The organism is Vibrio sp. 10N.261.51.C6 (assembly GCF_041471785.1).
Taxonomy (GTDB): Bacteria; Pseudomonadota; Gammaproteobacteria; order Enterobacterales; family Vibrionaceae; genus Vibrio; species Vibrio crassostreae_C.
In genome coordinates this window covers 45,100-64,619 of record NZ_JBFRPB010000054.1, presented here as the reverse complement: position 1 = coordinate 64,619, position 19,520 = coordinate 45,100, and the positions used below count along the sequence as shown (strand labels likewise).

19 protein-coding genes are annotated in these 19,520 nt (G+C 45.3%); 10 read left to right on the top strand and 9 right to left on the bottom strand.

The window, feature by feature from the left end; translation table 11 throughout:
• Positions 1-96: 96 nt before the first annotated feature.
• Positions 97-1,143 (bottom strand): outer membrane protein assembly factor BamC, encoded by a 1,047-nt coding sequence (gene bamC / locus AB4375_RS14825; RefSeq protein ID WP_017060703.1) that lies wholly within the window; start codon positions 1,141-1,143, stop codon positions 97-99.
• Between the two features lie 48 nt (positions 1,144-1,191).
• Positions 1,192-2,070, bottom strand: coding sequence for a 4-hydroxy-tetrahydrodipicolinate synthase (dapA, locus tag AB4375_RS14820; RefSeq protein ID WP_372051879.1), 879 nt, complete (start codon positions 2,068-2,070; stop codon positions 1,192-1,194).
• A 374-nt stretch (positions 2,071-2,444) separates the two neighbouring features.
• On the opposite strand from dapA, the gene AB4375_RS14815 reads away from it, so the two are divergent.
• Positions 2,445-2,987 (top strand): glycine cleavage system protein R, encoded by a 543-nt coding sequence (locus AB4375_RS14815; RefSeq protein WP_017060705.1) that lies wholly within the window; start codon positions 2,445-2,447, stop codon positions 2,985-2,987.
• A gap of 12 nt (positions 2,988-2,999) precedes the next feature.
• The gene (gene bcp / locus AB4375_RS14810; protein ID WP_017060706.1) at positions 3,000-3,470 is read left to right on the top strand and encodes a thioredoxin-dependent thiol peroxidase; all 471 of its coding nucleotides are present in this window, start codon (positions 3,000-3,002) and stop codon (positions 3,468-3,470) included.
• Positions 3,471-3,618: 148 nt separating this feature from the next.
• Here the strand turns inward: bcp and AB4375_RS14805 are convergent, their stop codons facing one another.
• Both AB4375_RS14805 and AB4375_RS14800 read right to left on the bottom strand, forming a co-directional pair.
• Positions 3,619-4,695, bottom strand: a complete 1,077-nt coding sequence (locus AB4375_RS14805; RefSeq protein WP_017063383.1) for an AI-2E family transporter — start codon at positions 4,693-4,695, stop codon at positions 3,619-3,621.
• Positions 4,688-4,927, bottom strand: a complete 240-nt coding sequence (locus AB4375_RS14800) for a sulfurtransferase TusA family protein (protein ID WP_017060709.1) — start codon at positions 4,925-4,927, stop codon at positions 4,688-4,690. Before AB4375_RS14800 ends, AB4375_RS14805 begins: the two co-directional genes overlap by 8 nt.
• A gap of 178 nt (positions 4,928-5,105) precedes the next feature.
• Between AB4375_RS14800 and AB4375_RS14795 the strand changes: the two genes are divergently transcribed.
• The 4 genes from AB4375_RS14795 (at position 5,106) to AB4375_RS14780 (ending at position 8,066) form a co-directional block, all read left to right on the top strand.
• The gene (locus AB4375_RS14795) at positions 5,106-6,560 is read left to right on the top strand and encodes a M48 family metalloprotease (RefSeq protein WP_372051878.1); all 1,455 of its coding nucleotides are present in this window, start codon (positions 5,106-5,108) and stop codon (positions 6,558-6,560) included.
• A gap of 121 nt (positions 6,561-6,681) precedes the next feature.
• Positions 6,682-7,032 (top strand): arsenate reductase (glutaredoxin), encoded by a 351-nt coding sequence (gene arsC, locus AB4375_RS14790; RefSeq protein WP_017060711.1) that lies wholly within the window; start codon positions 6,682-6,684, stop codon positions 7,030-7,032.
• Between the two features lie 6 nt (positions 7,033-7,038).
• Entirely contained in the window at positions 7,039-7,632 is a 594-nt protein-coding gene (wrbA, locus tag AB4375_RS14785; protein ID WP_017066556.1) for an NAD(P)H:quinone oxidoreductase, read from the top strand.
• Positions 7,629-8,066 (top strand): DUF2069 domain-containing protein, encoded by a 438-nt coding sequence (locus AB4375_RS14780; RefSeq protein WP_017060713.1) that lies wholly within the window; start codon positions 7,629-7,631, stop codon positions 8,064-8,066. The genes wrbA and AB4375_RS14780 overlap by 4 nt, the downstream gene beginning before the upstream one ends.
• A 110-nt stretch (positions 8,067-8,176) precedes the next feature.
• Here AB4375_RS14780 and AB4375_RS14775 read toward each other — a convergent pair whose 3' ends face one another.
• Positions 8,177-9,436, bottom strand: coding sequence for a DUF2066 domain-containing protein (locus AB4375_RS14775; RefSeq protein ID WP_017060714.1), 1,260 nt, complete (start codon positions 9,434-9,436; stop codon positions 8,177-8,179).
• Positions 9,437-9,714: 278 nt separating this feature from the next.
• Here AB4375_RS14775 and AB4375_RS14770 point away from each other — a divergent pair, with 278 nt between their 5' ends.
• Positions 9,715-10,953: a uracil-xanthine permease family protein gene (locus AB4375_RS14770; RefSeq protein WP_017066555.1), complete on the top strand. Its 1,239-nt coding sequence runs from the start codon at positions 9,715-9,717 to the stop codon at positions 10,951-10,953.
• A 141-nt stretch (positions 10,954-11,094) separates the two neighbouring features.
• Here AB4375_RS14770 and upp read toward each other — a convergent pair whose 3' ends face one another.
• Positions 11,095-11,721 carry a uracil phosphoribosyltransferase gene (gene upp / locus AB4375_RS14765; protein WP_017060716.1) on the bottom strand — a complete coding sequence of 209 codons (627 nt, stop codon included), beginning with the start codon at positions 11,719-11,721 and terminating at the stop codon, positions 11,095-11,097.
• Positions 11,722-11,890: 169 nt separating this feature from the next.
• Between upp and purM the strand changes: the two genes are divergently transcribed.
• A complete protein-coding gene (purM, locus tag AB4375_RS14760) occupies positions 11,891-12,931 on the top strand; it encodes a phosphoribosylformylglycinamidine cyclo-ligase (protein WP_008222945.1) in 1,041 nt (346 codons plus the stop codon).
• Positions 12,932-13,063: 132 nt separating this feature from the next.
• Positions 13,064-13,738 carry a phosphoribosylglycinamide formyltransferase gene (gene purN, locus AB4375_RS14755; protein WP_017060717.1) on the top strand — a complete coding sequence of 225 codons (675 nt, stop codon included), beginning with the start codon at positions 13,064-13,066 and terminating at the stop codon, positions 13,736-13,738.
• Between the two features lie 116 nt (positions 13,739-13,854).
• Here purN and AB4375_RS14750 read toward each other — a convergent pair whose 3' ends face one another.
• Positions 13,855-14,700, bottom strand: coding sequence for a class II glutamine amidotransferase (locus AB4375_RS14750; RefSeq protein ID WP_017063380.1), 846 nt, complete (start codon positions 14,698-14,700; stop codon positions 13,855-13,857).
• Positions 14,701-14,767: 67 nt separating this feature from the next.
• Positions 14,768-15,343: a D-sedoheptulose 7-phosphate isomerase gene (lpcA, locus tag AB4375_RS14745; RefSeq protein ID WP_017063379.1), complete on the bottom strand. Its 576-nt coding sequence runs from the start codon at positions 15,341-15,343 to the stop codon at positions 14,768-14,770.
• 329 nt (positions 15,344-15,672) lie between these two features.
• Here lpcA and fadE point away from each other — a divergent pair, with 329 nt between their 5' ends.
• Positions 15,673-18,138 (top strand): acyl-CoA dehydrogenase FadE, encoded by a 2,466-nt coding sequence (gene fadE, locus AB4375_RS14740; protein ID WP_372051875.1) that lies wholly within the window; start codon positions 15,673-15,675, stop codon positions 18,136-18,138.
• Between the two features lie 128 nt (positions 18,139-18,266).
• Here fadE and AB4375_RS14735 read toward each other — a convergent pair whose 3' ends face one another.
• Positions 18,267-19,514 carry a TIGR03503 family protein gene (locus AB4375_RS14735; protein ID WP_372051874.1) on the bottom strand — a complete coding sequence of 416 codons (1,248 nt, stop codon included), beginning with the start codon at positions 19,512-19,514 and terminating at the stop codon, positions 18,267-18,269.
• Positions 19,515-19,520: the final 6 nt, after the last annotated feature.

The window sequence follows — 19,520 nt, the reverse complement described above, 5'->3', positions numbered from 1 at the left end:
TCTTAAGTGAACGGCATTAACACAGTGTGTCCTCTTTTTTATTTGCTTTTGCTAATCACAAGGCTGATTTAACTCAGCTTGTGACGGCTTGAATGACTACTCAGCTTTCGCTTCTTTGTCATCTTTGGTTTGGTCAGCAATATGCGCTAATACCGGAACCATAGACTTAAGCAGCTCTTCTTCTACTGGCTTACCTGATGCATCCGTTACGTTGATTGACGTACGGTTGCCAAGGTCACCAAATAGGAAGTTGTAAGTGCCTGGCGCTAAGTCGATAGGCTGTAGGCCAATTTCTTCCCAGAACTCATCATCTGGTGCTGCGTACTTCGCCTTCACCGTACCCTGAGATTGATTGCGTTCTTCAAGCTCAAAGCCCATTTCAGGCAACAAGTTAGGCAGACGCTGCCAGAATACATTGTATGGCGTACGAGCAATAATCACAGGGAAACCACTACGGTCAGCACCCATTGAAATTGGAATACGCTTCACCAACTCTTGCGCTTTCAGCGCCGCTTCAGCACGAAGGTTTTCATCGTACTTAGCCATAACTAGGTTGGTCAGGAACGCGTTGTAACGCTCTTTATTGGTTGCCGTTACTGTTTTCTCTTCAGTACCTTCACGCCAATCAATCAGATTAATCTTGAAGCCATGACGGTTGTTTGCTTGGAAGCGAGAGATAGAGTAACGACTACCAATCTCTACGTCTTCATCTTCAGAAACCCAAGTTACCCAATCGGTCTCAATCTCATTCTCTGATTGCTCACGAATACCAATACCACGTTGAGCCAGCATATCTACAGCCGTTTGCCACACGCGGTCTGCCTCTTCTGCGCGAAGAAGCCATAGTGTCACTTCACCGTTTTGACGCTCAGCACGAGCACCCGGGATCAGTTCAAGAACCTGTTGCGGTGGACGAATATCCACTTCACGACCAGTACCACCACTGAATTCACCGCTTGGGATGTCAAAATTTGGGTAGAACTGAGGCTGAGCATCTACAGGCAATTGCCATTGTGAAAACTCAGGTGTTTCTAAGTATTCGAAATCATCTTTGGCTTGGCGACGTTGAGTCGGGTTGCCAGAACATGCTGTAAGAACGAAAACAGCCAGTGACCCAATCACTAGCTGGTGAGAATACTTCATTTATACTCCTAAATGCCGAAGGTTCGCTTCGGCATCACTTCATACGTTTTAGTAAATGCACGCTTCAGTCATTGCTTGAGCAACAACAGGTTGAGCTGGCTCTGACAGTTCAGTCAGCGGTAGACGTAAGCCACCTTCAGCAATCAGACCCATTTTATGAACCGCCCATTTTACGGGAATAGGGTTAGACTCAACGAACAAATTCTTATGTAGAGGCATCAAACGCTCATTGATCGCTTCCGCTTCTTCAAACTTACCTTCTTTTGCTAGCTTGAACATGGTTGCCATATCAGCGGCTGCAACATTGTTCGTTACAGAGATCACGCCATCGCCACCACGCTTAACAAATTCTAGGCCTGTTAAGTCATCACCACTTAGTAAGATAAAGTCTTCGCCACAAAGTTCACGGTGAATTGCAATTCTGTCGAGATCACCCGTCGCATCTTTCAGTGCAACGATGTTTTCGATCTCAGCAAGACGAGCAACCGTTTCTGGCAACAAGTCTACCGCAGTACGACCTGGAACATTGTATAGAATTTGTGGAACGTCACTGACTTCAGCAATCGCTTTGTAGTGTTGGTACAAACCTTCTTGAGTCGGTTTGTTGTAGTAAGGCGTTACGCTCAGGCAACCCGCAATACCAGAACCGTTCAATAAACGACTGAATAGCACTGACTCGTGCGTAGCATTAGCGCCTGTACCTGCGATAACTGGGATACGACCATCAGCAAATTCAACGATCTTATTGACGACTTTGACATGCTCTTCAATTGTGAGTGTTGAAGACTCACCTGTTGTGCCAACCGCAACTAGACCATCACTACCTGCAGCAACATGGTGCTCAACTAACTTTTTAAGGCTGTCGAAATCCACTTCGCCATCTGCGTTAAATGGCGTAACTAGCGCAACGATACTTCCTGAAAACATGTCTATCTCCCTTAATTTATTCTTTTTGCATGTTACTGTAAGCCAATCAATAAACACAAGACATTAAAGTGGCTTAGCGGCAACATCGGTATGAAATATTGTCGTATGTTTGAGGTAAAACGGCTTATGACGCCGTTCAGCCTAAAATTTGGATAACCTGAGCTCAATCTAACGGATAGGAAACCCGTCGATGTCAGTATCAGGTAAGCTGTGCAGCCACTCGACAAACTTGCGTTTCCGCGTTTTAGATATTCTTATCATTTGTTGCCAGTTAGACGCAAGATGAGTCATAAAAAGCCCCGCTCGCACGCTTATTCCTCTTGCTAACTGTGCTAACATGCATGAATCAATGGAATATATAGAGACGTGATTTTATGACTCAACATCTAGTAATCACAGCTGTGGGCACAGATCGCCCAGGTGTATGCAACCAAGTGGTTCATTTGGTCACCCAATCAGGCTGTAACATTATTGATAGCCGTATCGCCCTGTTTGGCGAAGAATTTACGCTTATCATGCTACTGTCTGGTAAAGCAAACAACATCACCCGTGTTGAAACCACCCTGCCCTTGCTTGGACAAGAGCACGACTTGATTACGATTATGAAGCGAACCTCAACTCATGATGTTATTGAGAACTCTTACACAGTAGAGGTGTTCGTTGAGTCAGACGATAAAATCGGACTTACTGAGCAGTTTACCCAGTTCTTCGCAGACCGAAACATCGGCCTCGATTCGTTAAGTGCACGAACCATCAATAAATCTAAGGTTCAACTCGACAACGACCAATTCCATATCTCTATTACCGCTTCTGTGCAATCAGAATGTAACTTGATGCAGCTACAAGAAGAATTCGATTCGCTGTGTCAGAGCCTATCAGTCCAAGGCTCGCTCAACTTTATCAAAAACAGTCTTTAAAAAGGAAATGTCATGAATACGCTAACGGCTGGTGTTCCAGCACCTGCTTTTTCTCTTCCAGATCAAGATGGCAATATCGTATCTCTTGGTGACTTCAAAGGTAAAAAAGTACTTTTCTATTTTTACCCTAAAGCAATGACTCCAGGTTGTATTGTGCAAGCGGAAGGCCTGCGTGATATCAAAACACAGCTTGATGACCTAAACGTGGTTGTTCTAGGTGTGAGTGTTGACCCAGTAAAACGTCTACCAAACTTCGTTGAGAAGAAATCTCTAAACTTCACCCTGCTATCTGATGAAGACCACAGCGTTGCTGAACAGTTTGGCGTTTGGGGCGAGAAAAAATTCATGGGTAAAATCTACGACGGTCTGCACCGTATTAGCTTCCTAATTGATGAAGAAGGTCAGATTGAACATGTCTTCAACAAGTTCAAGACTAAGACTCACCACGAAGTGGTTCTAGATTACTTCAATCAAGAAGCGTAAGGGCGATTTGAGTGAGTTAATGACTTAGATTCATCACTCTCTAAGGCAAGAGCAACACTCATTAAGCTAATGATTAAGCTAATGATTAAGCTAAGAGCAAAAAGGCCGAACATCATGGATGTTCGGCCTTTTTCTATAACAAGATCAATTACTTTTGATGTTCAGGGTCATCGTCTAATGCGTGACTCGGTAAAGCATTCCAAACCGCCTTAACTAACGTTGCCAACGGGATAGCAAAGAACACGCCCCAGAATCCCCACAACCCACCAAACACTAACACGGCAACAATAATAGCCACTGGGTGCAGGTTCACCGCTTCAGAGAAAAGAACCGGAACGAGCACGTTACCATCTAGCGCTTGGATAATACCGTAAGCGAGAAGCAACCAGTAAAACTGAGGCTCTAATCCCCACTGGAACAGGCCTACAATCGCCACAGGAACAGTCACAGCTGCCGCGCCGATATAAGGGATCAGTACCGAGAAGCCAACCGCGACAGCCAACAAGACTGAATAACGCAGATCCAGAATCGCAAAGGTTACGTAGCTGACACCACCAACAATTAAAATCTCTAAGACTTTACCGCGAATGTAGTTCGAGATTTGCTGGTTCATCTCTTCCCATACTTTAGTCGCTAAACGACGATTTCGAGGAAGTACACCGCTCGCCATTCTGATCATCTCTTCTTTGTCTTTTAACAAGAAGAAAATAAGCAGTGGTACAAGAATCAAGTAAACCGCTAAGGTCGCTAAGCTCACAAGAGAAGCAAGAGAACCTTTGACAACACTTTCACCAAAACCTAACGCTTTGTTCTTGGCGTTAGACATAATGGACTCAACGATCTGCAGGTTAGCTAATTCTGGATAGCGTTCAGGAATCGTCGCAATGAAGTTTTGCAAGCTGCCATACATGCTTGGGATATCATTAATTAGATTGCCCACTTGTTGCCAAATGGTTGGTACCAAGCCAAAGATCGCAAGTAGCATCACGCTAAAGAACATCATGATCACCAACATCACCGAAGGCGTTCTTGGAACACCGAGTCTTTGAAGTTGGGTAACAGGCCACTCAAGCAAATAAGCCAACACAATCGCAACCAAGAGTGGTGCAATTAGGTGACCAAAGAAGTAGATCGTAATAAAGCCGAAGAGAATGATGGCAACCAAACTGACAGCATGGGGATCAGAGAAACGTCGTTTATACCAACGATTGACCATTTCAAGCATCTGACTGCAATTCCTTTTTAGTGACGAGGAGATGATGGTAATTAGAGCAAACCTCAGTGATGACGTCATAGGCTTGCTTAGACAAATAAGTAACAATATCTTTCATCGAACTGTTATCAGAGACATAAATTGACAATGACTGCCCTACTTCTAACTTTACACTGTGACGCTTGGCTAATAATAGCGCCATTGGACAGCGCTCTTGGCGTAAATCTAGAATATTAGGTGTCATTCTTGAGCTCGATGCTTATTATAAGGGTCGTATTGTAATCTGTTTTTGAAAACGCGCCATCATTCATTCATCCTCCTTCATGATAGCGCACGCACTTGGCAAAGGTTAAATCAGATAAAGAACCAATTTCCATTGCACTTGTCTTACTGTCAGAAGAAACGGAGTATTACTGACTAATATGTTTAAACGCGCTCGCTCAATTGCTTGCTTATGCATCGCAGCTACATTAAGCACCCCAACTATGGCGAATACCAATAGTTTGGAGCTACCAGATATCGGTACCGCTGCTGGCGGCACACTCACTATCGACCAAGAGCTTATCTATGGTGATGCCTACATGCGCATCATCAGAAGTAGCCAGCCTATCGTAAACGACCCAGTTCTAAATCTATATATTGATACTCTTGGCCATCGTCTGGTCGCGAACGCAAATGATGTAAAGACACCTTTCCAGTTCTTTATGATCCGTGACCGCAACATCAACGCCTTTGCTTTCTTTGGTGGTTATGTTGCTTTGCACTCAGGTCTATTCCTGCATGCACAATCTGAAAGTGAATTAGCTTCTGTATTAGCGCACGAAATCGCGCACGTAACCCAACGTCACTTAGCGCGTAGTATGGAAGACCAAGCGCGCCGCTCTCCAGCAACCATTGCAGCGCTAGCAGCCTCTGTATTACTGGCAATTGCAGCTCCTGAAGCCGGCATTGCAGCCCTAACGGCAACGACTGCGGGTAATATGCAAAGCCAAATCAACTACACCCGTAGTAATGAAAAAGAAGCCGACCGCTTTGGTATCAACACGCTAGCAAAAGCTGGGTTTGATGTGAATGCGATGCCACGTTTCTTTGGCCGTTTAGCTGATGAATATCGCTATGCGAGCACACCACCGCCAATGCTACTGACTCACCCATTACCAGAAGACCGAATTACCGATTCACGTGCTCGTGCTCGTAGTTACCCGCCACTGAAACTGGCTCCCTCTCTGGACTACCACCTAGCAAGAGCCCGCATTGTTGCGCGCTATGCTGGCATTAATAATGATGCTGCTCTTGATTGGTTTGAGCGTCAGCTAAAGAAAGCCCCTAAAGCTTTGGTTCCGTCATTAGAATATGGCCAAGCACTGGTTTACCTCGACTCTAAAAAATTAGACAAAGCAGAGCCCATCCTGAACAAGCTGATTAACAGCGATCCAACCAACCTGTTTTATTTAGATGCTATTTCCGATCTTCACATTGAGAAGAAGCAGCCTGAAATTGCGATTAAAGAACTTAAATCGGCACTGGTTCGTCAACCAAACAACCCGGTTTTGACCATTAACTATGCGAATGCCTTAATCGAAAAAGAAGATCTTACAGAAGCCGTTCGCGTATTGCAGCGTTATACGCACGATAATCCGAACGACACCAACGGCTGGCACCTGCTTTCAAAAGCCAACACTAGCCTTGGGAACAGCGACGAAGATCTTGCCGCTCGTGCAGAAATTTTGGCACTGCAAGCCAACTGGAACAAAGCGATTCAGTACTACACGCAAGCAAGCCAAATCGCAGAATTAGGAAGCCTAAAACAAGCACGCTACGATGCTCGAATTGATCAGCTAATGATTCAACGAGAGCGCTTCTTGTCGCTACAATAGAGTGTTTACTGGTAACGCTCGTTGCCAGTATAAAAAGAAAGCTCAACGTTACACAAAAAAGAAGTCACCGCTGGTGGCTTCAGATAAACAACTAAATCAAAAATAATAATGAGGAAGAACCATGTCTGTCGTGATTTATCATAACCCACGCTGCTCAAAGAGCCGTCAAACTCTAGAAGTGCTTCAGGAAAACGGCGTACAGCCAGAGGTCATCAAATACCTGGAGACTCCGTTAACAGTTGAACAGCTGAAAGTACTGTTCACTCAGCTTGGTTTTGACAGTGTTCGCGACATGATGCGCACCAAAGAAGCGGACTACAAAGAAGCAAACCTTGGCGATGCTTCAGTTACTGATGAAGATCTTTTCGCCGCGATGGCAACCAATCCAAAACTGTTTGAGCGCCCAGTCGTTGTCGCGAACAACAAAGCAAAAATTGGTCGTCCACCAGAGCAAGTGCTAGAGATTCTGTAATCCAATATGAGCATTAACATTCTTGTTCTTTATTACAGTCGCCACGGCAACACACAAGCTCTAGCAAGGCAGATTGCACGAGGGGTTGAATCCATCCCGAACTGCGAAGCTATGCTAAGGACGGTGAACGACGTGTACACAGTAGAAGAGCAGCCTGATTCGCGTTATCAACCAACCGATCCTATTGCCTCGTTACAAGAACTTCGATCTTGTGATGGTTTGGCGCTAGGCAGTCCGGTTTGGTTTGGTAACATGGCCGGGCCAATGAAGCACTTTTGGGATAGCACGACATCAATGTGGATCAATGGTGATCTCATCGATAAGCCAGCTTGCGTATTTACCTCTTCTTCATCATTGCATGGTGGTCAAGAGACAACACAACAAAGCATGATGTTGCCCCTGCTTCATCACGGCATGTTAGTCGTGGGCATCCCCTACTCAGAACCGGCGCTGCACACCACTCAAACTGGTGGTACGCCTTATGGTGCAAGCAGTACTGGAGAGAGCGCTTCACTTAGCAAAGAAGAGATTGAGTTGGCGCAAAACCTAGGTAAACGCCTAGCGCGCATCGCAATAAATCAGAAGGGAATTTCTCAATGATGTATATGCCAGAGAAGGCTATGTCTCCCAAAACCAAGCTATTTCGCTACCTTGCTTTAGCGGGCAACTTGTCGCTTTTATTCTGGGTGGTGGCTTGGCAGATGACGCTTTCACCGCACCCTCATCTCAGTAATGTCACACTGGCGATTGCTTGGGCTATCCCGCTGTTATTGCCATTACCGGGCATTTTAGCAGGAAAACCTTATACGCACGCATGGGCAAATTTCGTCTTGATGCTCTATTTCCTACACGCATTAACTATCTTGTATGTAGACGATGGTGAACGTTTATTAGCGGCTGTAGAACTGCTTCTGACGACTCTAGGTTTCGCGGGCAATATCTTATTTACTCGCTTTAGAGCCAAAGAGTTAGGCATCAAGTTGAAGCGTCTTTCTGAAGTAGAAAAGAGAGAAAAAGCTAAGTTCGAGCAATAATATTAAGCCCATGCTTTTAAACTGACCGCTTACAAACAAAAAGCCCTGCGAGATTGCTCTTGCAGGGCTTTTTTCAAGTTTTCATTTCAATCAGTCATGTCAGCTGACAATTATGAGCGAACCCACTCGTATACCAAGCTTGGCTTAGCATGTACTGGCGCAGTGATGGTTAGATCTTCTGTACTAGAATCCTCTAACGTTGCGTCAGGCGTATTCGTTAGCTCAGCATCCTCAGATACCTCGTTGCCCTTAATCACTTGTACGCCTGAGTCAGTTTCGTCACCAACGACTTCAGCAGCGTCTGTTGAATCATCACCTACAGACATTGTGTTGTCTTGAGTTTCAAATTCAGGGCTCACTTCAGGCTCAATGTAAGATTCTTCAACCTTCGCGACTTGTCGAATACTTGCTACTTCTTGCTCAAACTCTTGTTGAGTCGACAATAAGTGAATTCGGAAAGTGACTTCGTTGTTCTGAATCTTCAGAATATCTAGGCTTGCCACCGAGTTTAGACGCTTAAGTGCGTTCTCTAACTGGAAGAAGTCTTGAGCATTATTCAGGCTAATAAACTGCGTTAAAATCGATTCTGATGACTCACTCGCTACCGTCACAGCACTTTTGCCTGCGTAGTAGTTACTGATTTGGTCAACTAACTTCTTAGAAGTCGTGTCGCTGTTACCCGATAGTGAACCACTTACAGGCGATGTTGGTGCACTCGTCAATTGACTTGGCTTTTGATCGTATAGAGCCCAACGTAGGCCTGAAGATTGAGCCTTTATCACCAACACAGCATCAACAGGATAACGCTGACTCGCTTTACTGATTGGCGTAACAAAGCTACCCCACAAATCAGAAGTCGCAATACCCGTAATATCGTCAAAGTCACCCACAGGCAGCGTTAGAGGCAAGCCACGCTCTTTTGCGTTCGCTTGTAAGCTAGCTGCTAACTGTGAGTTAGAGTGTTCCCATACGATGTTCTTGTCGTAGTTGTCCTCTTCCACCAGCCAAACAAGGATGTTTGAACGCGTGTCAGGCCAGTAAGGTAACTGTGCTTGAGTCAACAGAGAACGGATTTGAGCACCGTTAAAACGCATACGCAATGTTGATTGGTCATTGCTTTCGCCAAAACTCATTTGAGACATGTACTGCGAACTCTTGCGCATCGCCTTTTGAATCGTCTCATTCGAAGCGACATCAGTTTGGCCAGTCGCACGTATCAATACCTGCTCCATACCTGTATTTCTTGCCACTTGTTCTGGCTGTTTGTCTTCAGCGTTAATCGCAACTTCAGCACTAAAGATATCTACTTGAGTTAAGGCATAACTCGGAGAGGCTAATAGTCCCATCAACAACAATGCTATGTAGCGCATACTGATCCTAATATTCAAATCTTGTGCCTAGATGATAAGCAACTATGGATTGAGGGGCAAGGTCGATAGCGCCCACTGTGTTTAATAACCACAAAATATCACCTGGCCATGATAAATCGCTCACTTATAAACTGAATTTCTAGGGCTTAGATGGATATAAAACATCACTAAGATAAATAAATTTGATCTATTTGGTGTAGCAATCGATTGCCAAGTGATAGAATCCCGCGAATTTTATTTTTCGCTTTTCATATAACGACCATTTTTAAGGACATAACATGAAAAATGCTCTGCAAGGTGCGCAAATGCTGTTTGTAGCATTTGGTGCGCTTGTATTAGTGCCGCTACTGACTGGACTCGATCCCAACGTTGCACTGTTTGGCGCAGGTATCGGTACCCTTTTATTCCAACTTATTACACGCCGTTCAGTGCCAATCTTCTTAGCATCTTCTTTTGCTTTCATCGCGCCTATCATGTTTGGTATTCAAACTTGGGGTGTTGGTGCAACCATGGGCGGCTTGATGGCGGCGGGTGTTGTGTATGTACTAATGGGCGCGTTAATTAAAGTTCGTGGCGTTGGCTTCATCCATAAACTGCTTCCACCTGTAGTGGTTGGCCCTGTGATCATGGTGATCGGCTTAGGCCTTGCGCCTGTTGCGGTTAACATGGCGCTAGGTAAGACAGGCGATGGTGCGGTTCAGCTTGTTGATGCAGACGCAGCCCTGTGGATCTCTTCAATTTCACTGTTAGTGACGATTGTCATCAGTGTGTTTTCAAAAGGCTTCCTTAAGCTACTGCCAATCTTCGGTGGTATTGTTGCGGGTTACATCACCAGCTTGGTATACGGCGCGGTAGACTTCACTCCAGTAGCGCAAGCATCGTGGTTAGCACTACCAAACTTCACCATGCCGGAGTTCAACATCAACGCTATCTTCTTCATGGTGTTTGTCGCGATTGCCCCAGCCGTTGAGCATGTAGGTGACATGCTGGCGATTTCTAACGTGACGGGTAAAGACTACCTTAAGAAACCTGGCCTGCACCGCACAATCACAGGTGACGGCGTGGCAACAATAGCTGCTTCTATGCTGGGCGCTCCACCAAACACAACTTACAGTGAAGTAACAGGCGCAGTAATGCTTACCAAAGCATTTAACCCTGTAATCATGACTTGGGCTGCAGTAACCGCTATCGTTCTTGCATTGGTTGGTAAGCTAGGCGCATTACTGCAAACCATTCCGGTTCCAGTGATGGGCGGTATCATGATTCTTCTGTTTGGCTCTATCGCAACAGTGGGTCTTAACACGCTAATCAAAAACAATGTTGACCTACACAAATCACGTAACCTTGTGATTGTGGGCATTACTTTAGTCTTTGGTATTGGCGGCATGGCCTTTGGTATCGGTGACTTTAGCCTACAGGGCGTAAGCTTGTGCGGTATCGTTGCGATTCTACTTAACCTAGTACTTCCAGAAGAGCTAGGTGACAACACTGTGGTAGATAAAGCTCAAATCGATTAATGAGTCGGTAAGGCTAGATTCCAAAGAATCACAACCTAACAAGATCAAAAAAGGGAGAGCATCGAATGCTCTCCCTTTTTATTAATACGGTTAATTCAGCGAGTTAAGAAACTGTTTAGAGTCACTTAAGCTGAAACCGAATTACTTAGTACCGAAGATCTTATCGCCAGCATCGCCAAGACCAGGAACAATGTAGCCCTTGTCGTTTAGCTTCTCATCGATTGCAGCCGTGTAAAGCTCAACATCTGGGTGCGCTTTTTCTAGAGCAGCGATACCTTCAGGAGCAGCAACAAGCACAAGAATCTTAAAGTGCTTACAACCTTTCTCTTTCATTAGGTCGATAGTCGCGATCATAGAACCACCTGTCGCAAGCATTGGGTCTACCACTAGAGCAATACGCTCGTCGATGTTAGATGCAAGCTTGTTGAAGTATGGTACTGGCTCAAGTGTTTCTTCATCACGGTAAATACCAACAACGCTGATACGTGCACTTGGGATGTGCTCAAGAACGCCGTCCATCATGCCTAGACCAGCACGTAGGATTGGCACTACCGTTACTTTTTTACCTTTAATTTGGTCAACTTCTACTGGACCGTTCCAACCGTTAATCGTCACACGCTCAGTTTCAAAGTCTGATGTCGCTTCGTATGTTAGAAGGCTACCCACTTCTGTCGCTAGCTCACGAAAACGCTTAGTGCTAATCTCACCTTCACGCATCAGGCCAATTTTATGTTTTACTAGCGGGTGTTTCACTTCAACAACTTTCATTTCCAACTCCGGCAATATTTAAACAAACCTGTAGATTATACACGAACTCTAAGGTTATTTCAGAATCTTTATTCTAATAAAAAAAACCGCGCAAACGTTTGCTCTTGGTAATCAAGCCCTGTTAGAATAGCGCCGTTTTCACATCCAACTTAAGTTCGAGGACTATCCCGTGAGTGGTAATACTTCTTCTCTAAGCTACAAAGACGCTGGTGTTGATATCGACGCAGGTAATGCACTAGTAGACCGTATTAAAGGTGCTGTTAAACGCACTCGTCGCCCTGAAGTAATGGGCGGTATTGGTGGCTTTGGCGCCCTATGTGAACTTCCAACGAAATACAAAGAGCCGGTACTTGTTTCAGGTACTGATGGTGTTGGTACTAAACTTCGCCTTGCTTTGGATCTGAAAAAACACGACACCATTGGTATCGACCTAGTGGCAATGTGTGTGAACGACCTAATCGTTCAAGGTGGTGAGCCGCTATTCTTCCTAGACTACTACGCAACAGGTAAGCTAGATGTAGATACAGCAGCAGACGTTGTTTCTGGTATCGCTGAAGGTTGTGTTCAAGCTGGTTGTGCACTAATCGGTGGTGAAACGGCTGAAATGCCAGGCATGTACGAAGGCGACGACTACGACGTAGCTGGTTTCTGTGTTGGTGTTGTAGAAAAAGCGGACATCATTGACGGCACTAAAGTAGCAGCAGGCGACGCACTTATCGCTGTTGGTTCAAGTGGTCCACACTCAAACGGTTACTCTTTAATTCGTAAAGTTCTAGAAGTTTCTGGTGCTGATAAGAGTGAAGAACTAGAAGGTCGCACTATCGGTGAGCACCTACTAGAACCTACTAAGATTTACATCAAATCGGCACTTAAGATGATTGCTGAGCATGACATTCATGCTATCTCGCACATCACAGGTGGTGGTTTCTGGGAAAATATCCCACGCGTACTTCCTGAAGGCACTAAAGCAGTCATTGATGGCAAGAGCTGGGAATGGCCTGCTATCTTCAACTGGCTACAAGAGAAAGGTAACGTGGAAACATTTGAAATGTACCGCACTTTCAACTGTGGTGTAGGCCTAGTTGTTGCTCTACCTAAAGATCAAGCAGACGCTGCTGTTGAACTACTGAAAGCTGAAGGCGAAAACGCTTGGGTTATCGGTGAGATCGCAAACGCTGAAGCTGGCGAAGAGCAAGTTGAAATTAAATAAGTGATACGCTCACTTACTTAGTTAATCAATGAGGACCTAATGGTCCTCATTTTGCTATTTAGCCCGCAGAAAACCTTAGTTTATGTAGGTACATTGTAAACAATTCAGTTAATCAATCGTATGACCCACTCTATGAAAAACAATCACTCAAATAAAACCAGTCACTCTCAGAAAAACATCGTTGTGTTAGTTTCAGGAAGCGGAAGTAACTTACAGGCTATTTTAGATGCCTGCGATAGCGATATGATTGATGCATCGGTTAAAGCTGTCTTCTCAAACAAAGCAGAGGCTTTTGGATTAGAACGAGCGAAAACCGCAGGTGTTGACGCTCATTCAGTGAATCCAAAAGACTTTGGTTCACGTGAAGAGTTTGACCATGAATTGATGGTTCAGATCGATGCTTACCAGCCAGATTTAATCGTACTCGCTGGCTACATGCGAATCCTGAGTTCAGAGTTTGTTCGTCACTATGCAGGGAAAATGGTCAACATCCACCCTTCTCTGTTGCCGAAATACCCAGGCCTACACACCCACCAGCGTGCCATTGATGCGCAAGACAAAGAACACGGTACTAGCGTCCACTTTGTTACCGAGGAGCTCGATGGCGGCCCTGTGATCTTGCAAGCTAAGGTGCCGGTATTTGAAGATGATGATGCTGATATGTTGGCAAGCCGAGTGCTGACTCAAGAACACTGCATTTACCCTATGGTCTGCAAGTGGTTCGCGGAAGACCGTTTATCAATGGTCAATGGACAGGCTGTGTTAGACGGTAAAGCATTAGGTAAACACGGTTACGCAGAAGAGTAATTCGTCAAACGACTCTCAGACAACAAATTGCTGAAAAACAAAAAGGCCGCTTACTGACTGGTTAGTGCAGTAAGCGGCCTTCGTTTGTTCGGGTTCAAGCAATACGATCTACAGCATTAGCTTAATGGCTCTGTCGGTGCTTGGCTCGCTACCTTTTTCGGCGCATAAGCAACATCTTCTAACGCTTGATGGTTGTTGCCAATCAGCTCACCAAAATGAAACAGTGCGTATTCGCCCGGCTTCATTCTAAACCACTGTTCATTGTCCGTAAGAGGTTGAGTTGCTACCACCGTCACCACATCATTTGGCGTAGTCTCTTCTTGGAAGTTTATCTCAACATCTTCATCAATCAGGCTCGCATTACCAAAAGGTGCGCGTCTGGTTATCCAGTACAAATGGTTAGTACAGTAAGTCATCACATACTCACCATCACTGAGTAACATGTTAAATACGCCTTTCTCGCGTAGCTTGTCACAACACTCAGCCACGAAACGAAACATGCCTTCCATGTCTTGAGGTGGTTCAGGAAAACGTTCTTCTAGTTGTTTCAGTAGCCAACAAAAAGAGAGCTCACTGTCCGTTTCGCCGACAGGTCTAAAACGCCCACTCACCAGATCATCGTAATCTGATAATTGACCATTGTGAGCAAAGGTCCAATATCGCCCCCAAAGCTCACGGGTAAAAGGGTGTGTATTTTCTAGATTAACGCCACCACGGTTGGCTTGACGGATATGACTGACAACAGCTTGGCTTTTAATTGGGTAGTTTTGAACCAACTCAGCGATCTTAGATTCACAGCTCGGATTCGGATCTTTGAAGGTACGAAAACCCTTTCCCTCATAAAAGGTAATACCCCAGCCATCACGATGCGGGCCAGTGTTGCCTCCACGCTGCATAAGACCAGTAAAGCTAAAACAAATATCAGTTGGCACATTCGCGCTCATACCGAGCAATTCACACATGGTTTAATCTACTCCCTATTAAAACCAATGGAGCCAAAAAGCTGGGCTCCAAATGTCTGTAAAACTATTATTCCATCTCTTTTTCGACAAGCTGAATCACAATGTGGATGATCTTAATGTGAATCTCTTGGATGCGATCTGCGTAGCCAAAGTGTGGTACTCGGATTTCGATATCCGCACAACCCGCCATTTTACCGCCATCTTTACCCGTCAATGCAATCGTCTTCATGCCTTTCGCTTGAGCCGCTTCAATCGCTTTTAGAATATTGGCAGAGTTACCTGAAGTCGACAGACCGAACAACACATCACCTTTACGACCTACCGCTTCTACATAACGAGAAAATACGTGGTCGTAGCCAAAATCATTACTCACACAAGATAAGTGGCTAGGGTCTGAAATCGCAATGCCAGCGTAACCTGGACGGTTTTCACGGTATCGGCCTGTAAGCTCTTCCGCGAAGTGCATTGCATCACAGTGTGAACCACCGTTGCCACAAGAAAGCACTTTGCCCTCTTGCTTGAATGAGTCAGCAATCAGTTTTGCCGCCGCTTCAATTTGAGCGATGTTATGGTCATCACTCAGGAACTTATTCAGAACGTCAGCAGCTTCGTTTAATTCACTTTTGATTAGGTCTTGGTACATAAGACTTATCTCTTATTTTTTTTGACGCAGCTTAAAGTGCGTGAAATGAGAACTGAGGGTTTTCCCCTCTTTATAGCTGAGTTTACCCACAAACATGAAATAGTGTCGACACTTAAGCCCAAAGATTGCCACCTTAATTAACTTGTCGTTGTAAATCCGTCCAAATATTCGCCACCAACCTCTCACAATTAGAACTTTAACTCTATTGAGATCACTTTTTACTCACCTTGGAGTTTTACAAATATTTAATATTTTGTTTACACTTGACTGGTTAGACCTCTTACCTAAAACTTAATAACAATAAGTGATCTCTGAAAAGGAAATCGATCATGAACATATTGCTCTCCCTACTCGGCATGACCGCCATCTTAGGCGTCTGTCTTTACCATAGAGTTAGTCTGGTACGTGCATTAGTTGTATTAACCGGCGCAATGGTAGCATTAACACTGCTTGGCGGCGTGGCTGTTACCGGCTGGCTTTGCTATCTATTAGCCGTTGCGATCTTTGCTGTACCGACCATTCGTCAGACACTGATCAGCCAAAAAGCACTCTCTTTATTTAAGAAAGTTCTACCGGCTATGTCTCAGACAGAAAAAGAAGCACTAGAAGCCGGCACAGTATGGTGGGAAGCAGAGCTGTTCAAAGGCAAACCTGAATGGAAGAAACTTCAGAACATTGCTGACCCGAAACTCTCTGAAGCTGAGCAAGCGTTTTTAGATGGTCCAGTAAATATCGTGTGTGAAATGGTCAATGATTACCAAGTCACTCATGAGCTTGCTGATTTGCCACCAGAAGTATGGCAATACCTGAAAGACCATAAATTCTTCGCCATGATCATCAAGAAAAAATACGGCGGCTTAGAGTTCTCAGCTTACGCTCAATCTTTGGTTCTACAGAAGCTAACAGGCGTTTCTAGTGTATTGTCATCGACGGTTGGCGTACCTAACTCATTAGGCCCTGGTGAGCTTTTACAACACTACGGTACAGAAGAACAAAGAAACCACTACCTGCCTCGCCTAGCGGAAGGTAAAGAGATCCCTTGTTTCGCACTAACTAGCCCAGAAGCTGGCTCAGACGCTGGCTCTATTCCAGATTACGGTGTGGTTTGTAAAGGCGACTGGCAAGGCGAAGAAGTACTCGGCATGCGCCTAACTTGGAACAAGCGTTACATCACTCTCGCGCCTGTCGCGACGGTATTAGGCTTAGCTTTTAAACTTCGTGACCCGGATGGCCTGCTTGGTGACCAAAAAGATCTTGGTATCACTTGTGCGCTTATCCCAACGGATTTAAAAGGCGTAGAGATTGGCAACCGCCACTTCCCACTAAACGTACCTTTCCAAAATGGCCCGACGCAAGGCGACGATATCTTCGTCCCTATCGATTTCATCATTGGTGGCCAGAAAATGGCCGGTCAAGGCTGGCGTATGCTGGTTGAGTGTCTGTCGGTTGGTCGTGGTATCACACTACCTTCAAACTCAACCGGTGGCATTAAGTCTGCCGCGCTTGCAACTGGCGCTTACGCTCGTATCCGCCGTCAGTTCAAACAGCCTATTGGCCGCATGGAAGGGGTTGAAGAGCCACTTGCACGCCTTGCAGGTAACGCTTATGTAATGGACGCTGCAAGTAACCTAACCGTTGCGGGCATCGACCTTGGTGAAAAGCCTTCGGTTATCTCTGCAATCGTTAAGTACCACTGTACTCACCGTGGCCAGCGCAGCATCATTGATGCGATGGATATCGTCGGTGGTAAAGGCATTTGTTTAGGCCCATCGAACTTCCTAGCTCGTGGCTACCAAGGCTCGCCTATCGCGATTACGGTTGAAGGCGCAAACATCCTGACTCGTTCAATGATCATCTATGGTCAAGGTGCGATTCGCTGTCACCCTTACGTACTGAACGAAATGGAAGCGGCTTATTCTGAAAGCAGCGATGCGCTTGATAAGTTTGATTCAGCGTTAGCAGGGCACGTTAGCTTTACGATGAGCAACCTAGTCCGCAGCTTGTGGTTTGGTTTAACCGATGGTCGTGGTTCTGATGCGCCAACACCTTCAAATAAAACAGATAAACAGACACAGCGTTACTACCAACAGCTAAACCGCTACAGTGCAAACCTAGCGCTACTGTCTGATATTTCAATGGCAGTTCTAGGCGGATCACTGAAGCGTAGAGAACGTTTATCAGCAAGACTGGGTGATATCTTAAGTCAACTTTACCTCGGTTCAGCAACGTTGAAGCGCTTTGAAAGTGAAGGCAGCCACGCTGAAGATCTACCGTTAGTACATTGGGGGATGCAAGATAGCTTACGTCAGACTGAAGTGGCGATTGATGAATTCTTAGCGAACTTCCCTAACCCTGTGATTGGTCGTCTGCTTCGTGTTGTGCTAATGCCATTTGGTCGTATCCGTCGTGCTCCAAACGACAAGCTCGATAGCAAAGTTGCGCACATTCTACAAACACCAAGCGAAACACGCTCTCGTATAGGTCGCGGCCAATACCTAGAAGCGACGGAATACAACCCAGTAGGTAAGATTGAAAAAGCGCTAGAAGTGATTCTTCAAGCTGAACCTCTGTTCGACAAAGTCTGCAAAGAGACACATCAAAAACGTGCCTTCTTACGACTTGATCTTGTTGCTCAGTTGGGACTTGAGAAAGGTATCTTAACGCAAGACGAAGCAAATCTTCTGATTAGCGCTGAGGAACATAGACTGTACACGATTAACGTGGATGACTTCTCACCAGAGAAGCTTGCAGCAAAATCTCAGTACCCAGACCAATCGATTGATAACGTCGCTTAAGGCCAGAAAAAGAAACAAAAACGGGACTACTATGAGTCCCGTTTTTTTGTTCATGATTTCGTTGCCACAAATTCCAATGCTTTATCTAGCAGCTTATTCTCTCTAGACAATCTAATCATCTAAGCGAGTTACTTGGGCGCCTTGAGCTGCATCTCAGGTAACGCTTTTTTCTTCGCCTTGACCTTACGAACCACAAACCAAATCAATAAGCCCAATAGAATAGCGACCACATTACCCACCGCAATAATGATCATACTGCGCTGTCTGTCATCTTCACGTTTTTGAAGGATCATCAACTCTGTTGCGATACGCTTCTGTTCAGTAAGCGCTTCTTCTTGAAGACGTCGTGACTCTGCTAAGTCGATATCTTCAACAACGCTGTACGACTGCTCGGTAATTGGAAAAATCAGCGGGCGCTGACTTGAAGCATCAGTGGCATAAACCATCCCTGACCAATTATAAATTCCTAAATCGCCATTATAAGGCACCTCTAAAGCGACTTTCATTGCGTCGACTTCAGCTTGCCCCTGCTTGTACATCACATATTCATCAGGAGCCTTGTGCTCAACATGAACCGCTAACGAGCTCGGTGCGATCATCCCCTGTTCACCAGACACCACAATAGTATGAGGTAAACCCTCTTTTCGTGATTGAATGAAGGTGCTAGTGATCGGTGTTGGGTAAACCAAGACTTCTTGCTCTTGCGCTCGCAGGAACACGCCATTACCAGAGGTAATACGCGCTCGGTATTTACCGGGCTCGATATCAATTGGCAAAGAGACAGTGAACACACCATCTCCGGCCTTTTCATCAAGATCAGCGCCATCATCGGCAAACTCGCCCATCACAACCGGCACCGGGCGCGCTTCTCTCACCAAAGACTCTTCGTTTTCAACAAACTTAGTAAAGGTAACCTTAAGCTTCACGCGATCGAGAAAATCGCGCAGCACCAGCGGCTTGCCATCAGAAGTCAGTCGAGCGGTAAATTTGATGCGCTCTGTTTGATACAACTTATCTGGGAACTCATTAGCATCCAAAACAAGATGAGACAGCAGCTTGATATTGTTCTTAGGGGAAACTTTACCTATCGCTTGCCAAGGGCCGGGCATCGGATTGTCGATAGAGATAATGTCCATGGACGATTCTTCGTACCAACGGACATTATCAGCATTGCGCCAAGAGTAGTATTTCTTGCCATCAGGGCGAACCAAAACGACAGGTTTAGAGTTATCGGCTCGATAAATCACAAAGGTGACTTGTTCAATACTGGGATCAACTCTAAAACGGTTGTCCAATAAACTCATAACGGATTCTGTTGCTGCATGTAAGCCAAAACTTAACAGCAATAAGCAACCGGTAGCCAATACCCTTAACATACTTTC